This window comes from [Roseibacterium] beibuensis (assembly GCF_039542305.1).
GTDB classification, from domain to species: domain Bacteria; phylum Pseudomonadota; class Alphaproteobacteria; order Rhodobacterales; family Rhodobacteraceae; genus Roseibacterium; species Roseibacterium beibuensis.
In genome coordinates this window covers 1-17,330 of record NZ_BAABHW010000002.1, presented here as the reverse complement: position 1 = coordinate 17,330, position 17,330 = coordinate 1, and the positions used below count along the sequence as shown (strand labels likewise).

The window sequence follows — 17,330 nt, the reverse complement described above, 5'->3', positions numbered from 1 at the left end:
GCACCGCATGACATTCTCTGGCTTCAAGGTCGTGAAAGAGGCGTTGACCGGTCAAAAGGGCTGGCGACCTCTGTGGCGCGACCCGGATCCGAAACCGGCCTATGACATCGTGATCGTTGGCGGCGGCGGGCATGGGCTTGCCACGGCCTTCTACCTCGCCAAGACGTTCGGGGAGCTGAAGGTTGCGGTCCTGGAAAAGGGGTGGCTCGGCTCGGGCAATATCGGGCGCAACACCACGATCATCCGCTCCAACTACCTGCTTCCGGGCAACGAGCCGTTCTACGAGTTTTCCATGAAGCTCTGGGAAAACCTGGAACAGGAAACCAACTTCAACTCGATGGTCAGCCAGCGCGGCATCATCAACCTGATCCACACCGATGGCCAGCGCGACGCCTATCGCAGGCGCGGCAACGCCATGCTGCTGGCGGGGGCCGATGCGCGCCTGCTGGGCCGCGATGAACTGCGCCAGATGGTGCCGTTCCTGAACTACGACAACCCGCGTTTTCCCATCAAGGGCGGGTTGATGCAGGCACGCGCAGGCACTGCGCGCCATGATGGCGTGGTCTGGGGCTATGCACGCGGGGCCGACCAGCGCGGCGTCGACATCATCCAGAATTGCGAGGTCACCGGCTTTCGCATCGAAGGTGGCGCGGTGCAGGGGGTCGAAACCTCGCGCGGCTATATCGGCGCCAAGAAGGTCGGCGTTGCGGTGGCCGGTAATTCCAGCCGGGTCATGGGGCTGGCCGGGATGCGCCTGCCCATCGAAAGCCACGTGTTGCAGGCCTTCGTGTCCGAGGGGCTGAAGCCCACCATTCCCGGCGTCATCACCTTCGGCGCGGGCCATTTCTATGTCAGCCAGTCCGACAAGGGCGGGCTGGTCTTTGGCGGCGATATCGACGGCTACAACTCCTACGCGCAGCGCGGCAACCTGCCCGTGGTCGAGGATGTGATCGAGGGCGGCATGGCCCTGATGCCCATGATCGGGCGCGCGCGGCTGCTGCGCGCCTGGGGCGGGGTGATGGACATGTCGATGGACGGCTCGCCCATCATCGACCGCACCGACACTGACGGCCTCTATTTCAATGGCGGCTGGTGCTATGGCGGGTTCAAGGCGACGCCCGCCTCGGGCTACGCCTTTGCTCATCTGCTCGCCACCGACACCCCACACGAGACGGCCACCGCCTACCGCTTTGATCGGTTCGCGCGCGGCCATGTCATCGATGAAAAGGGCGTTGGCGCCCAACCCAACCTGCATTGAGGTCGCCCGGATGCTGATCCCCCATCCCCTGCTTGGCCTGCGTGACGCGCAGGAATTCACCTATCTCGGCGATGCGTCGCTGATGCATCGGCCAGACCCGACGCGCGAGGACGCCGAAGCGGCCTTTGCCGACTACGTCTTTCTGCGCGACAACCCGGCGGGCGTGCATCGCGAGTTGTGGTTTCACGAGGCAGGCGACCGCTCCTGGCTGGTCGTGACGCGCGACACCACCACGCACGAGATCCTCGGCGCGGAACTGGCCAGCGACGTGAAACTGGGGGGCGCACAATGACCCGTCTGTCGAAAGGTGGTCTGATCGACCGCGACGCGCGCCTGCGCTTCAGCTTCAACGGCACCGAGTATAGCGGCTACCAGGGCGATACGCTGGCCTCGGCGCTCTTGGCCAATGGCGTGCAACTGATGGGCCGCAGCTTCAAGTACCACCGCCCGCGCGGTGTGTTCGCCGCCGGGTCCGAAGAGCCGAACGCCATGGTCACCCTGCGCGACGGCGCGCGGGCCGAGCCGAACACCCGCGCCACGGTGACGGAGCTTTACGATGGTCTCAGCGCACGGTCGCAGAACCATATCGGCTCTCTCGAGCGTGACCTGCTGGCGGTCAACGACCTGCTGTCGCCATTCCTCGCGGCGGGGTTCTATTACAAGACCTTCATGTGGCCCAAGGCGTTCTGGGAAAAGCTTTATGAACCCGCGATCCGCCGCGCGGCGGGGCTGGGGGCCTTGTCGATGCAGGCCGACCCCGACGCCTATGACAAAGGCTTCCTGCATTGCGACCTGCTGGTCATCGGCGGTGGCGCGGCGGGCCTGTCGGCGGCCCTGACCGCTGGACGCGCCGGGGCGCAGGTCATTCTGGCGGATGAGGATTTTGCCCTTGGCGGGCGTCTGCTGGCCGAACGCGACAGGCTGGACGGGGCCGAGGCGCGCGATTGGGTCGCCGCCACCCGGGTCGAGTTGGACAGCCTGCCCAATGTCCGCGTGATGCCGCGCACGACAGTCTTCGGTGTCTATGATCACGGCATCTATGGCGCGGTGGAACGCGTGGCCGATCACCTGCCCACCCCCGGCGACAAGGTGCGCCAAACCCTGTGGCGGATCACAGCGAAACGCGCGGTGCTGGCGGCTGGCGCGACCGAGCGGCATATCCCCTTCGCCGACAATGACCGCCCCGGTATCATGCTGGCCGGTGCCATGCGCGCTTTTGCCAACCGTTGGGCCGTCATGCCGCTGAAGCACGCGAACGACCCGATTGCCATCTTCACCAATGGCGATGACGGGCACCGCACGGCGATGGACCTGATCGCCCATGGCGCGCGCGTCCTTGGCGTGATCGACAGCCGCGCGGATGCACCTTGCTTTGGCGACTATGAGGTCTTCGCCGGGGCCACCGTGACCGGCACCAAGGGCCGCCAAAGCCTCTATGCCATCGAGATCACGCAAAACGGCCAATCCGAATGGCACTCGGTCGGGGCCTTGGGGGTTTCGGGCGGCTGGAACCCGAACGTGCATCTGGCCTCGCACCATCGCGGGCGACCGGTATGGGATGACAGACTGTTGGCCTTCGTGCCGGGGCCGAATGGTCCGCAGGGCCTGATCCCCGCAGGCGCTGCGGCGGGCAAGGGCGGCGTGGCAGATGCGCTGGCCGATGGCATGCAGGCGGCAATCACGGCCCTGTTGGAGATCGACATGGCCGCCAGGCCCGTCACCCTGCCACAGGCCGAAAACGCCCCCGCCGCGCAGGAGGCCTTCTGGCATGTTCCCGGCAAACGCCGCGCCTGGGTCGATTTCCAGAACGACGTGACGGTCAAGGATATCGCCTTGGCGCATAAGGAAAACATGCGCCCGGTCGAGCATTTGAAGCGCTGGACGACGCTGGGTATGGCAACCGATCAGGGTAAAACCTCGAACATCTCGGCCTTGGCGGTGATGGCCGAACTGACGGGCAAGACCATCCCGCAGACCGGCACGACCATCTTCCGCCCGCCTTATACCGGGGTGTCCCTGTCGGTTCTGGGCGGCGGCGATACGGGGCCGCATTTCCGGCCCAAGCGCCTGACGCCCACCCATCACTGGGCCGAAGCCCAAGGTGCCGAATTCGTCGAGGTCGGCCCGTGGATGCGCGCGCAGTATTTCCCGCAACCCGGTGAAACCCATTGGCGCGAAAGCGTGGATCGCGAGGTTCTGGCCGTCCGGTCCGGCGTCGGACTGTGCGACGTGACGACCTTGGGCAAGATCGACGTGCAGGGGGCCGATGCGGGCGAATTCCTCAACCGCGTCTATGCCAACATGATGGGCACGCTGAAGGTCGGCATGGTCCGTTATGGCCTGATGCTGCGCGAGGATGGCCATTGCTACGATGATGGCACCTGCGCCCGCCTCGCCGAGGATCACTACGTCGTCACCACCACCACCGCCAATGCGGGGCTGGTCTATCGCCAGATGGAGTTCTTCCGCCAATGCGTCTGGCCCGATCTGGACGTGCAACTGATCTCGACCACCGATGCCTGGGCGCAGATCGCCGTGGCAGGGCAGCAGTCGCGCACGCTGCTGCAGCGCATCGTGGATGACGCCGACATCTCGAACGAGGCGTTTCCCTTCATGGCCTGCCGTGAATTGACGATCTGCGGCGGATTGCGCGCGCGCCTTTTCCGCATCTCGTTCTCGGGTGAACTGGCCTACGAGGTCGCCGTGCCCGCCCGCTACGGCCACGCGCTGATGCAGCGTCTGATGGAGAAGGGCGCGGATCTGGGCGTCACCCCCTACGGGACCGAGGCGCTGGGCGTCCTGCGCATCGAGAAGGGCCACGCTGCCGGCGCCGAGTTGAACGGCCAGACCACGGCGCAGATGCTGGGGCTGGGCCGCATGGTCTCGGTCAAGAAGGACAGCATCGGCGCGATCATGTCGCGCCGCGAGGGGCTGGCCGGGGACAAGCGCCGCCTTGTGGGGCTGAAACCTGTGAACGCACAAAAGCCTGTGGCCGCCGGGGCGCATCTGTTCGCCAAGGACGCACCGCGCGACATGGCGAACGATCAGGGCTGGGTCACCTCGGCCTGCTATTCGCCGCATCTGGAAAGCCATATCGCGCTGGGCTTCCTCGAAGATGGCGACACCCGCATGGGTGAGGTCATCACCGCCGCCAACCCGCTGGAGGGGCAGCAGGTGACCGTCGAAGTCGTTTCGGCCCATTTCGTCGACCCCGAAGGAGGACGCCTGCGTGACTGATCTGACCCCCATCACCGCGCTTGGCGGAACGGTTGCACGATCGGAAGATTTCGGTGTGCTGCGCCTGACCGAGCAGCCCGACCTTTCCCTTGCCTCGCTCAGCTTGCGCAAGGGGCAGGGGGTGCCATCCCCCTTTGGCCTGACCCTGCCCGGCGTCGGACAATCGTCGCAGGCAGGTGAATACGGCGCTTTCTGGATTGGCCGAGACCAATGGATGATCGAGGCGCAGGGCGCTCGGGATATTGCCGCGATGCTCAAGGCCGAGGTGCCCGAGGCGTCGGTTACCGAACAAACCGATGGGTTTGCCGCTTTCGAGATCTCATCGGTCGGCGGTGCAGGCCCGCTCGAGGCGGTCATGCGCAAGCTGGTCAATCTCGACCCGCAAACATTCGAGCCGGGGGCAGCGACACGAACGACCCTTGAACATATCGGTGTCTTTCTGGTTCGCAGGGCTGAAGACAGGCTTGCGGTGATCGGCATGCGGACCTACGCGGGGGCGCTGTGGCACGCGCTGAGCACCGCCGCGCGCCGGATCGGCGCCCAGACAGACGGAGACTTGACAGAATGACGGCACATATCATCGACGGAAAAGCCTTTGCCGCCAGCGTGCGTGAAAAGGTGGCGGGCCACGTGGCACGACTTAAGGACGGTCACGGGATCACCCCCGGCCTGGCGGTGGTGCTGGTGGGCGAGGATCCGGCCAGCGAGGTTTACGTGCGCAACAAGGGCAAGCAGACGGTCGAGGTCGGCATGGCCTCTTTCGAGCACAAGCTGCCCGCCGAAACCTCGGAAGCCGACCTGCTGGCGCTGATCGAGCAGTTGAACGCGGATCCGGCGGTGCATGGCATTCTCGTGCAACTGCCGCTGCCGGGGCATCTGGACAGTGATCTGGTCATCAATTCCATTGACCCCGCCAAGGATGTGGACGGGTTCCACATCTCGAATGTCGGCCTGCTGGGGACCGGGCAAAAGTCGATGGTGCCCTGCACGCCGCTGGGATGCCTGATGATGCTGCGCGATCATCTTGGCAGCCTGTCTGGCCTGAACGCGGTGGTGATCGGGCGCTCGAACATCGTGGGCAAGCCGATGGCGCAGCTATTGCTTGGCGATAGCTGCACCGTGACCATCGCCCATTCGCGCACCAAGGACATCGAAGAGGTTTGCCGCCGCGCCGATATCCTTGTCGCCGCCGTGGGCCGGCCCGAGATGGTGACGGGCGACTGGATCAAACCGGGCGCGACCGTGATCGACGTCGGCATCAACCGCGTGCCTGCGCCGGAAAAGGGCGAGGGCAAGACGCGGCTGGTGGGGGATGTCGAATTCGCCAGCGCGGTCGAGGTGGCGGGTGCGATCACCCCGGTGCCGGGGGGCGTGGGTCCGATGACCATCGCGTGCCTGCTGGCCAATACCGTGACCGCCGCCTGCCGCGCCAATGGATTGCCTGAACCCGAGGGGCTGACGGCCTGACCGCCTGAGCCTTTACCACACCGAAATCGACCAACCCAGGGATCAAGGGGGGTGCGGCCTGCGCCACCTCGCAAATGGAGAGCACCATGACGAAACATTGCCTGACCGTGACGTGTCAGACACAACGCGGGATCGTCGCGGCCATCGCGGTTTTCCTTGCCGACCAAGGCTGCAACATCACCGACAGTTCGCAATATGACGATCTGGAAACTGGCCAATTCTTCATGCGGGTCAGCTTCGATTCGCAGAAGGGCGTCGATCAGGCCGCGCTCGAGGCCGCCTTTGCCAGCATCGCCGAGGCCTTCGACATGAGTTTTGCCTTCCATGACGAGACGCAGAAGATGAAGGTCGTCATCATGGTCTCGCGCTTCGGGCATTGCCTGAACGACCTGCTGTACCGGGTTCGGATCGGGGCCCTGCCGGTCGAGATCGTGGCCGTCATCTCGAACCACATGGATTACCAGAAGGTCGTCGTGAACAACGACATCCCCTTTCACTGCATCCGCGTGACCAAGGACAACAAGCCCGAGGCCGAGGCCGCGATCATGCGGGTCGTCGAGGACACCGAGGCCGAACTGATCGTTCTGGCGCGCTACATGCAGATCCTGTCGGACGAGATGTGCCAGAAGATGTCGGGCCGGATCATCAATATCCACCATTCCTTCCTGCCGTCCTTCAAGGGCGCGAACCCCTACAAGCAGGCCTATGTGCGCGGCGTGAAACTGATCGGGGCGACCTCGCATTACGTGACCGCCGATCTCGACGAGGGGCCGATCATCGAGCAGGACGTGGTGCGGATCACCCATGCCCAAAGCTCCGAGGATTTCGTTTCGCTTGGGCGCGACGTGGAAAGCCAGGTTCTGGCACGGGCGATCCATGCCCATGCGCATCACCGCGTGTTCCTGAACGGCAACAAGACCGTGGTTTTCCCGGCCTCGCCCGGCGGCTATTCCAGCGAACGCATGGGCTGAGACGCACAGGAGAGGGCTTGCCGCGGCAGGCCCTCGGTGGTCTCCTCATCGCATGGGGTTTCACGCCGACATCAACGCAACGCGCTACAGCTTTCCGTCGCTCAAGGTCTTGCTGGCCAAGGCCAGCCCCGAGCGAAGCGGGGATCACCTTGCCGGTGTATCGGCCGATGGCCCGGTCGAGCGGATCGCCGCGCAGCATTGCCTCGCCGACGTGCCGCTTGCCGCCTTTCTGGGCGATGTGCTCGAGGTGGACGGCGATGCGGTCACCGAGCTGATCGCCGCGCAGCATGATGCCGACGCTTTCTCGCCGATAGCGTCCTTGACGGTGGGCGAGTTCCGCGACTGGCTTCTCGATCCGGGTACGACGGGCGCGCGGATTGCGGGCGTGTCCCCGGGGCTGACGCCTGAGATGGCGGCCGCGGTCAGCAAGATCATGCGGGCGCAGGACCTGATCGCCGTCGCCGCCAAGATCGAGGTGGTCACCCGTTTCAGATCGACCATCGGCTTGAAAGGCCGGCTGTCGACCCGCAACCAGCCCAATCACCCGACCGACGACAGTCGCGGCATCGCGCTCTCGGCGCTGGATGGGCTGATGATGGGGGCGGGCGATGCGGTGATCGGGGTGAACCCCGCAACGGACACGCTGCCCGACTACATCCGCATCTGCGAGGTGCTGGAGGCGATCCGAACGCAGCTCGATATCCCGACGCAACATTGCTGCCTTGGCCATGTCAGCACGGCGATCGCCGCGATCGAGGTCGGCGCGCCGATCGATCTCGTGTTCCAATCGGTGGCCGGATCGCAAAAGGCCAATGACGGGTTCGGTGTGACCCTGGCCATGCTGGACGAGGCCCATGATGCGGTGAGGCAGCTGGCCCGCGCGCCGGAGGGTGCGAACCTCATGTATTTCGAGACGGGGCAGGGGGCCGCCCTCTCGGCAGAGGCGCATCACGGCATGGATCAACAGACGATGGAGGCCCGCGCCTATGCGGTGGCCCGGCGTTACCGTCCATTGCTGGTGAACACGGTGGTCGGGTTCATCGGGCCCGAGTACCTCGCCGACGGCAAGCAGATCATCCGCGCGGGGCTCGAGGATCATTTCTGTGGCAAGCTGCTGGGCCTGCCGATGGGGGTGGATGTCTGCTACACCAACCATTCATATGCCGATCAGGAGGACATGGATATCCTGCTGACCACGCTGGCCGCCGCCGGTGTGAATTTCGTCATCACGGTGCCGGGCGCGGATGATATCATGTTGAACTATCAATCCCTTGCCTTCCATGACGCGCAGTTCATTCGTGAGACACTGGGCCGGCCACCGGCGCCCGAATTCGTCGCGTGGATGCAGGCCAATGGCATCGGAACGCCCGAGATAACACTGCCCACCCTCGAAACGGCGCTGTCGCGTCTGAGGCTTCCGGCCGGATGAGCGATCCGAAACCCATATCCCGCGCCGAAATCGGCGCACTGACACAGGCCCGGCTCAGTTTCAGTGGTCGGGGCAGGGCCCTGACGACCGGTCAGGCGCTTGGCTTCGCTCTGGATCACGCGCAGGCGCGCGCGGCCGTTCTGGCCGAACTCGACACCGCGCAATTGGCCGTGACGCTGGAACGCGTGGGGCTGACGCATCGCGTTGTAGCAAGTGCTGCGCCCTCTCGCGATGACTTCATCCGCCGCCCCGATCTTGGCCGCGCCTTGCCGGACCGCCACGCGGCAGCCCTGGCAGAAGAGGCTGCGCCGGACGTGGCCCTTGTCCTTGGGGACGGCTTGTCAGCCACGGCGGTTCACCTCAATGGGCCGGCCTTCATGTCGGACTTATCCAGGCGGCTTTCGGACGCGGGCATGACGGTCTCTCCGATCATCCTTGCGCATCAGGCGCGGGTGGCCCTGGGCGACAAGGTCGCGCTGGCCCTGCGCGCGAAAACGGTTGTCATGGCGCTTGGTGAACGTCCCGGGTTGTCCGCCGCCGACAGCCTTGGTGTCTACCTGACCCATGCCCCCATGGCCGAAACCCCGGACAGCGCGCGCAACTGCATCTCCAACATTCGCGAGGCGGGAACGAGCGTCGAGGCCGCCGCCGATCAGGCGTTGCGATTGATCGTAGCCATGCAGCGCTCCGGCCAGAGTGGCGTGGCGCTGAACCAGATGCTGGCCCGCGACGGGGTGCTGCCAACTGGGCCTTGAGGTCCCGGGATGCCCCGCGCACCGCCAAGTGCGGGCGCGCTCTTGTTTCGGCGTGTCGCCGATCTTCTGCTGGACCCCCCTCGATGATCCGCAGGGCGCTGCCGATCCTGATCTTGCTTGCGGGTGCTGTGCTGGGCGCATAGCGTTCGGGTCCTTCGCACTCAACGCCCGGCTGTCATGTTCGTCGTCACCGTCACCTTCACGATCCGAGAGGCCCATGTAGTGGGCTTACTGTCCGCGCTTCGCGAGAACGCCGCCCGATCCCTGTCGGAGGAGGCGGGTTGCCATCGGTTCGACATCTGCCGCGACCCTGAGCGCCCGGGCGAGGTCTTTCTCTACGAGCTCAATACCGATGCCGCGGCCTTCGACGCGCACAAGGCGACAGCGCATTACGCAGATTTTTCCGAGGCGACCTTGGGGTGGGTGCAGGACAAGACCGTCCGCACCTGGCACCTCGATGGGTAATCGCGCGATCCGCAGAGAGGCCGAACGCCCGCGCATCGAACGGGGCGGCGGGGCGTCCACCGTTCAGATGGTCACGCCGGACACGGGCGCCCGGGCGATCCTCAACGGGTTCACGGATATCCCTCCGGGCGCGGGGATACCGCTCCATTTCCACAATTGCGAAGAAAGCGTGCTGATCGTCTCGGGCGAAGCGAAGGTCGAGATCGACGGCGACGTGTTCGACGCCCAAGCGGGCGATGTCGTCTGGGTGGCAACCGGGCTGCCGCACCGCTTTTCCAACATGGGCGCGACCCCGCTCCGGATCTTCTGGACCTATGCTTCGGCCGACGCCACCCGCACTCTCGTTGAAACCGGCGAAGAGCGGCGCATCGTTTCCGATAACCGGGACGGGTCATGATCCGCGTCGCAGCCGATGACCTGCGCGCCTTCGTGGCCGGGTGTTACCGCGAAATGGGCGTGCCCGCTGATCGCGCGGCCCTTGTCGCCGACAGCCTTGTGCAGGCCGACCTTTGGGGGCACGCCTCGCACGGGGTGATGCGCACCTTCTGGTATGGCGCGCGGATCGCGTCAGGGGCAACCAGGGCCGACGCGCCGGTGACAGTGGACGGGGGCATGGGCGCGATCACGCGCCTCGACGGGCATGATGGAATCGGGCAGGTTGTGGCCCAGGAGGCGATGGCCCGCGCCATCGAGGCCGCGCGGACGCATGGCATCGGAGCGGTCTCCGTCCGCAACTCGGGGCATTTTGGCACGGCGATGTATTTCACGCGTCAGGCCGCTGCCGCGGGCTGCATCGGGTTTCTCTGCACCAATGCCAGCCCGGCCATGGCCCCTTGGGGCGGGCGCCAGAAGGGCGTTGGTAACAACCCGTGGTCATGGGCCGCGCCGGCGGGCCGCTATCCGCCGATGGTCCTCGATATCGCCAACACCGCCGTGGCGCGGGGCAAGCTCTATGCCGCGAAGGCGCGTGGCGAGCATATTCCATCAGGTTGGGCCATCGACACGCAGGGCGTCGCAACGATCGATCCGGCGGCGGGCATCGCCGGCACGATCCTGCCCATGGCCGGGCACAAGGGGTATGCCATTTCCATGATCATGGACATGCTGTCCGGCGTCCTGTCCGGTAGCGGGTTCGGCGCGTCCATCGTCGGTCCCTACATGCCCGAGGGGCGAAGCGGTGTGGGTCATCTTGCGATTGCCATCAACATCGCGGCCTTGCGCCCCTTGCCAGAATTCGAAGCCGACATGGAAGCGTTGATCGTATCGCTGAAATCCGCCCCGCGCGGCGATGGCGTGGACGAGATCTTCTATCCCGGCGAGGTCGAGGCGCGGGCCGAGGCGCGGGCGCTCTCCGAAGGTATCGCTCTTCCGGCGGATGTGGCGATGGAACTGAGCGAGAAGGGCGCCGAACTCGGCCTCGACTTCCCAGCCTGATCGGCACGGCCCGTCGGGCAGACCGACTTGCCGGCAAAAGCCGTGCCGTTTCGAACGCGGGCCTCTATCAATTTCCGGAGAAAACGATGGTGCGCCTAGAGGGAGAGGACTTGAACTCCCTGATTGAGGCTCTCCAAGAGTGGGAATACCATCTCGCCCGTTCGGACTTTAAAAGTCTGAGGTGCGAAGATGACACATTCGCGCCATGAATTCAATAACATAGCCAAGCCAGAGGCGGAGAAGGCGGACTATCCGCCGCCGTTTTCGCTGCGCCTGACCTATGAAGAACGGGCGCGGTTGGATGCGGAACGGGGCAGCAAGACTCTTGCCGCCTACATCCGAGAGCGTCTTTTCGGCGTTGATGCTGCACCGCGCAAGAAGCGCGGTAACAGCCCTGTTCAGGACAAGGAAGCCCTTGGCCGCATGGCTGGGGCTCTTGGTCAGTCTCGCCTGTCCCAAAACATGAACCAACTCGCCAAAGCGGCGAACTTGGGCTCCCTCCCTGTCACGCCGGAAACCGAAGCGGAGATCAAAGAAGCCTGCCGCGAAATCTCGGAAATGCGGGCGGAACTCTTGGCAGCTCTCGGCAAAGCGCCAGGGAGCGAGCCATGATCTTGAAGGCCAAAGAGCGCGGCAATGCCCCGCAGCTCGCCCGCTACCTGCTGGCAATGCGGGACAACGATCATGTCGAGCTGCACGATGTGCGCGGCTTCATCAGTGAAGATCTGATCGAGGCGTTCGGCGAAGCCGATGCCATCGCACGGGGCACACGCTGCGAAAAGCATCTGTTCTCGATGAGCTTCAACCCGCCCAATGGCGCGAATGCGTCCATCGAGGACTTCGAAAAGGCGATAGAGCAAGTCGAAGCTAAGCTCGGGCTAGAAGGCCAGCCCCGCGCCATCGTCTTCCATGAGAAAGACGGGCGGCGACACGCTCATACCGTCTGGTCGCGGATCGACAGCGAGCGGATGCGAGCGCTGAACCTGAATCACTACAAAATCAAGCTGCGCGATGTGTCGCGCCAGCTCTACATAGACCACGGCTGGGCGATTCCGCGCGGCCAGGAAGATCGGCGATTGCGCGATCCCTTCACATTCTCGCGGGAAGAATGGCAGCAAGCGCAGCGGACTGGCCTCGATGTAAAAGAGTTGAAGTCGGTCTTTAAGACTGTCTGGGAATCCTCCGACAACCGCGCGGCATTCGAACAGGCGCTCAAGGAGCGCGGGTTCTGGCTCGCTAAGGGTAATCGGCGCGGCTTTGTCGCGGTCGATTATCGCGGCGAGGTCTATGCCGTTGCCCGCTACAGCGGCGTGAAGGCAAAGGACGTGGAAGCCAAACTCGGCGAGCCGCAAAACCTTCGTTCGGTCGATCAGGTGAAGGCCAATATCGCGGGCGGTATCACGGCCAAGCTGCAAGAATTCATCAAGCAGGCCGAGAGGGACGCGGCGCGGCGGTCGTTGCAGATCGACTTTCGCAAAGCGGAGATTGTCGGTCGGCATCAGGAAGAGCGCCGCCAGCTTGCCGAATCCCATGAGAAACGCTGGCAGGCCGAAACCCGCAAGCGGGCGGAACGTCTGCCGAAGGGATTCTCGGGCATCTGGCATCGCCTGACAGGCAAGTATGCGAAGGTGCGAGCGCAGAATGAACATGAAGCGCTGGAAGCCCTGCACCGCGACCGCGCCGAGACGGACGCACTGATCTTCAAGCAAATCGAGGAAAGGCAAGCCATTGAGCGTGATATCCGTGCGCAGCGGGAAGCTGCTAAAGAAGAGCTGCTACGTCTGCGTGAAGACGTGGCACACTATATGCGCGATGATCGGCTTGACCCCGATCACACGCCCACGCGTAAGCGCGAGAAGACACGCGAAGAAGAAGGCCGCAAGCGCGAACGCGTGCCACGCTCAAATCGTCAGCGCGGCTTTGAGCCTTAAAATTCAAAAAATCTCAATTTCTTAGTTTATCGGCAATGAATATCAATATATAATATCTTATGAGGTCGTTTCTTATTCTTTCTTTTAGTCTTCTGTATTATGCTTCGCCGGTAGTGGCGCAAGACTGCACTAATCCGAATGCGGCTGCCGGAGCTGTGATATACAATGCCGATCATGATGTCTTTGTAGGTTGCGCACTCGGGCTGGGGTGGGTCGCATTCCATGAAGATACCGGATACGTCGCACCTCCCAGCGGACCAACAAACTGCTCAAATATAGGCGACACCTGCGATGATGGCTCGATCTATGCGGGTTTGAGCCCTGATGGAAATGTTGCGATGTACACGACACCAGCGGATGCACCAGCGACATATTCCTGGAATGACGGCACGTTCAATTACACCAACCTGTCGATGGCAGACTGTACGAACGAACCACCCGGCTTTGCGGCAACCTGTCAAACGGGTGAGGCAAACACGGCGTTTCTGGTGGGAGCCACGGGCGAACCGGATTATCCGTTTGCGGCGGCTGAATATTGTGACGGATTAACCGCGCATGGCTATAGCGATTGGTACTTGCCTGCACAGGATGAACTTGATGTACTCTACACCAATAAGAACACGGGCGATTTGAACGGGACATTTAACGAAACAGGTTCGTTTCCCGCCGGGTACTACTGGTCTTCCTCGGAGAGCACTGACTTCAATGGGCGGGCCCAGAGGATCAGCGACGGAAACTATGACGACATGGATAAGAACGAAGGCCTCGCCGTCCGCTGTGTTAGGAAGTAATAACGTTCAATTTAATAAGTCTTATGCAAAAATAAAATCAATATGAAGATAGTAGAGGGGGGATCATGCCATTCAGATACGCTGAGTATGAGGGGGTAGAGGGTACTTATAGATTTCGTGAAGTCTCTGATGAGTTTGCCTTCAATCATCAAAATCTTGGAACTGTACAGTTTCCAGACTCTTTCGTGGATGCATTTATATCCGATGTAAAAGCGGCTGAAACCTATTTTGGAGAGGGGAAGCATTTTTTTTGTCGCTAATTTTGAAACAGGTCCTGTCTCGTGCATGTTTGACGGGCTTTTCGATCCAGCCCACATTGAATCAATAAATCAAATACTAAATGAAAGCTTCTATGCCGATAGGGACTCTATCATATTGCCTCCTAGCCTCTATGCTGTTGGTTCGTCCTACGATGCATTTGGGGAAATATACGTAATGGTAAATCTTAAGAAAGATAACGAATATTACGGCGCAATATTTGCATGGCGCAAAGCACACAACAACATTGGTGCAGGCGACAACAAAACTAATCCGGTTCTGCTGGCGAACGATCTTCAAGGTTTTCTGGGTGGATTAATAACAGAACAGGAATCAGCAAGAAAAATCGAAGATGGCAAAGATTTTAAATTATAAATTCCCTTCACAGCTTCTATATCGGCCCGCTTATCCCAAATGCCTCTTTAAAACCTCAGCAATACGAAGCGCTCTGTCATAATCCTGTTGGACAAGCTTGGACACTTCAAAAGCAATTGGGTTTGCTTTCGCGTTGAAGACCTGATCGAGCGTCTCACCATTCTTTGATACCGTTACTTTTTACTTTCCGACTCGTTCGTTAAATTACACTCCCACCTCTATGTTAGCCTTAATAACGTCCAGCCTTCAAGTGACCCACTGTCTTTTTTGCTCATTTTATAACCTCATTTAAATCATGTTTTTTGTAGTATGATAGCAATAGCAAACGACCATTCAATTGAGAATTTGGGGATTTCAAAACTTATAGTCCAAATATTAATATTACCCATATCTTCAAGTTTCCTCTAAAAGGCTGATACGTCAGCATTACAAGCTCCGCCGAAAAGTTCCTAAAGCGTCTGGCACGCTTTAGGAGCGCCCTTCGTTTTGCGGTGGGGTATCTTCGAGCGGAGCCCGCAGGACGATCCGTCCGTTGATCGGGCAAGTCTCAAGCTGAAGCGTGTAGCCCTGTCCGTCCTTGTGCGCCCATGCTGCACCGACTTTGTTCCAGAAGGATTTCTCGCCCCTCTGCGTAACGTGCCAGGCCAGAAAGTCGGGTGCGTTTAGTGCTGGGGTAGTTTTCGTTTTTTCGCGTGCCATGATCTCATCTCCTTTGTTTAGGGTGGCCTGCTAACGCCCTCCCGTCAGGCCGAAGGCAAAGGCTCGGGGTTCATGGTCAACACGGCTGGCAAAGCCAGGTGGTGCGGGCAGGCCATTGAAGACCGAAGCCGCGTTCGGCCAGGGTTCTTGGGAGTCCTGATGCAAGCCCGCCCCGATGAAAGGGGTGAGAACTACGTGGTCAGAAAAACGGCAACTGCCCTGCAACCAGCCGCATCCGTCATGCCCTGCTTCGTGTCTCGCTCATCTTCTGGCGATAATCCGCATCTGGAAACGCTGGCGCTGCCGTTTACGAGTACATTGTGACGGCAGGCAAGCCCGAAGCCCGCTTCTTTCCGATCAACCGCGATCAATCCTGTAGTGTTTTGGGCGATAGCCGCCGCAAACCGCAGACGCGCTCCCTGCGCATCCGCCTATGACGTTCTAGCGTCAGTACCGAACCATCAGCGCCTTCACTGGCCGATGATGATGTGTGTGTGAGCCGAAAGGCTCTGAATGGTTCGGAGCCTCCTTGAAGCCAAAGGAGGATGACATGAAACTTGTCACTCGATTTGAAGCAGCAACGCTAAGCACACCTGAATTGTACGGTCTGCGCAAAGAAGCGTTCATCGCCTTCACCGCCGCCCCGCGTGGCTCGCAGGAACAGCGCGAAGCGCTTGTGACAATGCAAACTATCGAAGATGAACTGGCGACCCGTGCGCCAGGACTCCAAATCCTGATCCGGCTGGCCGTGAGGTCAGCCGCGAATTTCTTGCGCTAAGAAAAAAGGAAGTTTATGGGCCTACTAACGTGCAAGCGAATTGCCCAAATCGTTTGTAACAGACTCGATGTCCTCGACAGCGCCCTGCAACATGCTGTTGATGTCGCCAATCATTGAAACCGAACATTCAATTTTAAGAACCTCTATGTCAAGTCCGGTTTCGCGCGCAAGCGCAATATTGCTGGTATAATCATCCATAAATTCATCAAAGGATTGAGTGGAGAGGGCTTCCTCCATATTTTGAGCGAATCGCATATCAAATGCGTTCTGGTCATGCTGCTCATCTTCAGATAGCGCTCTTCCATATTCATAGTGAGAGACGAAGCCTTGATTAATTGTTTCTGCCTCTACCGCTGAAATCATTTCCTGCTGTACTGAAATAATACCTTCAATTTCGTCAAGTGCTACACTACGTCGTTCAAATTCATTACACAAATCAGCCATTTTTCCTCACAATATATATTTAATGAAAACAAATTCACACTAATCGAATTTCCTTAATTATTAGTAAACCTAAAAAAGTACGCTGCTTGTCTCATAAAAAACAGCGTTTTCGGCACTCGCCGCTTACGCGGCGACCCCTTCTGCTGTTTCGGTCTGGGCTTGGAAGCCATGCAGGAATTCTGCTGCCTTCTGGGCGTGTGCGGCTGCCGAGAAGATCGCCCGCTTGTCGTCCTTCAACACCTTCAGCCAGCTCTGGATATAGGCGGCATGATCTGTGCCAGCCTCGGGGGTCAGGCCAAGATCGGCACAAAGGAACGCCGCGCCGAGTTCGGCAACCAGCTCTTCGCGGGCGTAACCTTCATCGCCCCATTTCTTGCGCCCGAATTCTCGGTCAAGGCGCTTGGGGTGCTTCGTCCAGTGCGTCAGCTCATGCGCCAAGGTCGCATAGTAGGCCTCGGGGCTGCGGAAACACTCGAAGACGGGCATCTGCACATGATCGCTGCCGCCACTGTAGAAGGCCTGATTGCCGCCGTGCCGAACGTCCGCGCCTGTCGCCCCAAAGAAGTCTTCGGCATGCTCGATCCGTTGCGCAGGATCGATGACAGGCTCGGGCTTGTCGTAGTAGTGCTCGGGCAAGCCTTCGATCTGCTCCACGTTGAAGACAGTGTAAGCCTTCATAAACGGTATGGTGCGTTCTTCCTCCGTGCCGTTGTCCTGCTCCTCAAGCTTGGTGATGGTATTGGCATAGACAACGGAATTGCCGCGCTCGCCCTTCCTAACGTGTGCGCCCAGCTCTTGGGCTTTGCGGTAGGTCATCCAGTACGGGGAGCAATAACCCGCCTCCATCGCCGCGCCCCACAACATCAGAACGTTGATGCCGCTATAGGCTAGTCCATTATGGCGCAGGGGTTTGCTCTGCTCCCTGAAAATTGGATCGGTTGAAGCTGGAGTTTTCCGCTAAGTTTCCCAGGCTGGGAGAGGAGCGGAATCGCATGAAGGCATCGAAGTTCACGGAGGCGCAGAAGGCGTTCATCCTGA

The 17,330-nt window shown here is 60.9% G+C and carries 19 protein-coding genes; 16 read left to right on the top strand and 3 right to left on the bottom strand.

The window, feature by feature from the left end; translation table 11 throughout:
• Positions 1–7: 7 nt before the first annotated feature.
• The 15 genes from ABD923_RS06475 to ABD923_RS06405 all read left to right on the top strand — a co-directional run bounded on the left by ABD923_RS06475 (position 8) and on the right by ABD923_RS06405 (position 14,371).
• On the top strand, positions 8–1,258 hold the full coding sequence (locus ABD923_RS06475) for a sarcosine oxidase subunit beta family protein (RefSeq protein ID WP_259549869.1): 1,251 nt from the start codon (positions 8–10) through the stop codon (positions 1,256–1,258).
• A 10-nt stretch (positions 1,259–1,268) separates the two neighbouring features.
• The gene (locus ABD923_RS06470; RefSeq protein ID WP_259549868.1) at positions 1,269–1,550 is read left to right on the top strand and encodes a sarcosine oxidase subunit delta; all 282 of its coding nucleotides are present in this window, start codon (positions 1,269–1,271) and stop codon (positions 1,548–1,550) included.
• Positions 1,547–4,495 carry a sarcosine oxidase subunit alpha family protein gene (locus ABD923_RS06465; RefSeq protein WP_259549867.1) on the top strand — a complete coding sequence of 983 codons (2,949 nt, stop codon included), beginning with the start codon at positions 1,547–1,549 and terminating at the stop codon, positions 4,493–4,495. Before ABD923_RS06470 ends, ABD923_RS06465 begins: the two co-directional genes overlap by 4 nt.
• Positions 4,488–5,063: a sarcosine oxidase subunit gamma gene (locus ABD923_RS06460; RefSeq protein WP_259549866.1), complete on the top strand. Its 576-nt coding sequence runs from the start codon at positions 4,488–4,490 to the stop codon at positions 5,061–5,063. The genes ABD923_RS06465 and ABD923_RS06460 overlap by 8 nt, the downstream gene beginning before the upstream one ends.
• Positions 5,060–5,962, top strand: a complete 903-nt coding sequence (gene folD / locus ABD923_RS06455) for a bifunctional methylenetetrahydrofolate dehydrogenase/methenyltetrahydrofolate cyclohydrolase FolD (RefSeq protein WP_259549865.1) — start codon at positions 5,060–5,062, stop codon at positions 5,960–5,962. The genes ABD923_RS06460 and folD overlap by 4 nt, the downstream gene beginning before the upstream one ends.
• Positions 5,963–6,048: 86 nt before the next feature.
• A complete protein-coding gene (gene purU, locus ABD923_RS06450) occupies positions 6,049–6,933 on the top strand; it encodes a formyltetrahydrofolate deformylase (protein ID WP_259549863.1) in 885 nt (294 codons plus the stop codon).
• Positions 6,934–6,985: 52 nt separating this feature from the next.
• On the top strand, positions 6,986–8,362 hold the full coding sequence (locus tag ABD923_RS06445; protein WP_259549862.1) for an ethanolamine ammonia-lyase subunit EutB: 1,377 nt from the start codon (positions 6,986–6,988) through the stop codon (positions 8,360–8,362).
• Complete coding sequence (gene eutC, locus ABD923_RS06440; protein WP_259549861.1) at positions 8,359–9,117, top strand: ethanolamine ammonia-lyase subunit EutC; 759 nt, start codon at positions 8,359–8,361, stop codon at positions 9,115–9,117. The genes ABD923_RS06445 and eutC overlap by 4 nt, the downstream gene beginning before the upstream one ends.
• A gap of 177 nt (positions 9,118–9,294) precedes the next feature.
• Positions 9,295–9,582 (top strand): putative quinol monooxygenase, encoded by a 288-nt coding sequence (locus ABD923_RS06435; protein WP_259549860.1) that lies wholly within the window; start codon positions 9,295–9,297, stop codon positions 9,580–9,582.
• A complete protein-coding gene (locus ABD923_RS06430) occupies positions 9,575–9,979 on the top strand; it encodes a cupin domain-containing protein (protein ID WP_259549859.1) in 405 nt (134 codons plus the stop codon). The genes ABD923_RS06435 and ABD923_RS06430 overlap by 8 nt, the downstream gene beginning before the upstream one ends.
• Entirely contained in the window at positions 9,976–11,016 is a 1,041-nt protein-coding gene (locus ABD923_RS06425) for an Ldh family oxidoreductase (RefSeq protein ID WP_259549858.1), read from the top strand. The genes ABD923_RS06430 and ABD923_RS06425 overlap by 4 nt, the downstream gene beginning before the upstream one ends.
• Positions 11,017–11,205: 189 nt before the next feature.
• Positions 11,206–11,628 carry a hypothetical protein gene (locus tag ABD923_RS06420; protein WP_259549857.1) on the top strand — a complete coding sequence of 141 codons (423 nt, stop codon included), beginning with the start codon at positions 11,206–11,208 and terminating at the stop codon, positions 11,626–11,628.
• Positions 11,625–12,947: a relaxase/mobilization nuclease domain-containing protein gene (locus ABD923_RS06415; protein ID WP_259549856.1), complete on the top strand. Its 1,323-nt coding sequence runs from the start codon at positions 11,625–11,627 to the stop codon at positions 12,945–12,947. The genes ABD923_RS06420 and ABD923_RS06415 overlap by 4 nt, the downstream gene beginning before the upstream one ends.
• A gap of 59 nt (positions 12,948–13,006) precedes the next feature.
• Complete coding sequence (locus tag ABD923_RS06410; protein WP_259549855.1) at positions 13,007–13,738, top strand: DUF1566 domain-containing protein; 732 nt, start codon at positions 13,007–13,009, stop codon at positions 13,736–13,738.
• 285 nt (positions 13,739–14,023) lie between these two features.
• Positions 14,024–14,371, top strand: coding sequence for a hypothetical protein (locus ABD923_RS06405; protein ID WP_259549854.1), 348 nt, complete (start codon positions 14,024–14,026; stop codon positions 14,369–14,371).
• Between the two features lie 468 nt (positions 14,372–14,839).
• On the opposite strand, the gene ABD923_RS06400 is transcribed toward ABD923_RS06405, so the two are convergent.
• The gene (locus tag ABD923_RS06400; RefSeq protein ID WP_243786370.1) at positions 14,840–15,070 is read right to left on the bottom strand and encodes a hypothetical protein; all 231 of its coding nucleotides are present in this window, start codon (positions 15,068–15,070) and stop codon (positions 14,840–14,842) included.
• Between the two features lie 550 nt (positions 15,071–15,620).
• On the opposite strand from ABD923_RS06400, the gene ABD923_RS06395 reads away from it, so the two are divergent.
• Entirely contained in the window at positions 15,621–15,848 is a 228-nt protein-coding gene (locus ABD923_RS06395) for a hypothetical protein (protein ID WP_259549852.1), read from the top strand.
• Positions 15,849–15,872: 24 nt separating this feature from the next.
• On the opposite strand, the gene ABD923_RS06390 is transcribed toward ABD923_RS06395, so the two are convergent.
• Positions 15,873–16,292 carry a hypothetical protein gene (locus ABD923_RS06390; protein ID WP_259549851.1) on the bottom strand — a complete coding sequence of 140 codons (420 nt, stop codon included), beginning with the start codon at positions 16,290–16,292 and terminating at the stop codon, positions 15,873–15,875.
• Between the two features lie 123 nt (positions 16,293–16,415).
• The gene (locus ABD923_RS06385; protein WP_476691410.1) at positions 16,416–17,198 is read right to left on the bottom strand and encodes an ArdC family protein; all 783 of its coding nucleotides are present in this window, start codon (positions 17,196–17,198) and stop codon (positions 16,416–16,418) included.
• Between the last annotated feature and the right edge of the window lie 132 nt (positions 17,199–17,330).

Bases quoted from the DNA above. Each gene is read 5' to 3' on its own strand.
- ABD923_RS06475 (WP_259549869.1), top strand. From the start codon at position 8: ATGACATTCTCTGGCTTCAAGGTCGTGAAAGAGGCGTTGACCGGTCAA.
- ABD923_RS06470 (WP_259549868.1), top strand. From the start codon at position 1,269: ATGCTGATCCCCCATCCCCTGCTTGGCCTGCGTGACGCGCAGGAATTC.
- ABD923_RS06465 (WP_259549867.1), top strand. From the start codon at position 1,547: ATGACCCGTCTGTCGAAAGGTGGTCTGATCGACCGCGACGCGCGCCTG.
- folD (WP_259549865.1), top strand. From the start codon at position 5,060: ATGACGGCACATATCATCGACGGAAAAGCCTTTGCCGCCAGCGTGCGT.
- purU (WP_259549863.1), top strand. From the start codon at position 6,049: ATGACGAAACATTGCCTGACCGTGACGTGTCAGACACAACGCGGGATC.
- ABD923_RS06445 (WP_259549862.1), top strand. From the start codon at position 6,986: ATGGGGTTTCACGCCGACATCAACGCAACGCGCTACAGCTTTCCGTCG.
- eutC (WP_259549861.1), top strand. From the start codon at position 8,359: ATGAGCGATCCGAAACCCATATCCCGCGCCGAAATCGGCGCACTGACA.
- ABD923_RS06435 (WP_259549860.1), top strand. From the start codon at position 9,295: ATGTTCGTCGTCACCGTCACCTTCACGATCCGAGAGGCCCATGTAGTG.
- ABD923_RS06430 (WP_259549859.1), top strand. From the start codon at position 9,575: ATGGGTAATCGCGCGATCCGCAGAGAGGCCGAACGCCCGCGCATCGAA.
- ABD923_RS06425 (WP_259549858.1), top strand. From the start codon at position 9,976: ATGATCCGCGTCGCAGCCGATGACCTGCGCGCCTTCGTGGCCGGGTGT.
- ABD923_RS06420 (WP_259549857.1), top strand. From the start codon at position 11,206: ATGACACATTCGCGCCATGAATTCAATAACATAGCCAAGCCAGAGGCG.
- ABD923_RS06415 (WP_259549856.1), top strand. From the start codon at position 11,625: ATGATCTTGAAGGCCAAAGAGCGCGGCAATGCCCCGCAGCTCGCCCGC.
- ABD923_RS06410 (WP_259549855.1), top strand. From the start codon at position 13,007: ATGAGGTCGTTTCTTATTCTTTCTTTTAGTCTTCTGTATTATGCTTCG.
- ABD923_RS06405 (WP_259549854.1), top strand. From the start codon at position 14,024: ATGTTTGACGGGCTTTTCGATCCAGCCCACATTGAATCAATAAATCAA.
- ABD923_RS06400 (WP_243786370.1), bottom strand. From the start codon at position 15,070: ATGGCACGCGAAAAAACGAAAACTACCCCAGCACTAAACGCACCCGAC.
- ABD923_RS06395 (WP_259549852.1), top strand. From the start codon at position 15,621: ATGAAACTTGTCACTCGATTTGAAGCAGCAACGCTAAGCACACCTGAA.
- ABD923_RS06390 (WP_259549851.1), bottom strand. From the start codon at position 16,292: ATGGCTGATTTGTGTAATGAATTTGAACGACGTAGTGTAGCACTTGAC.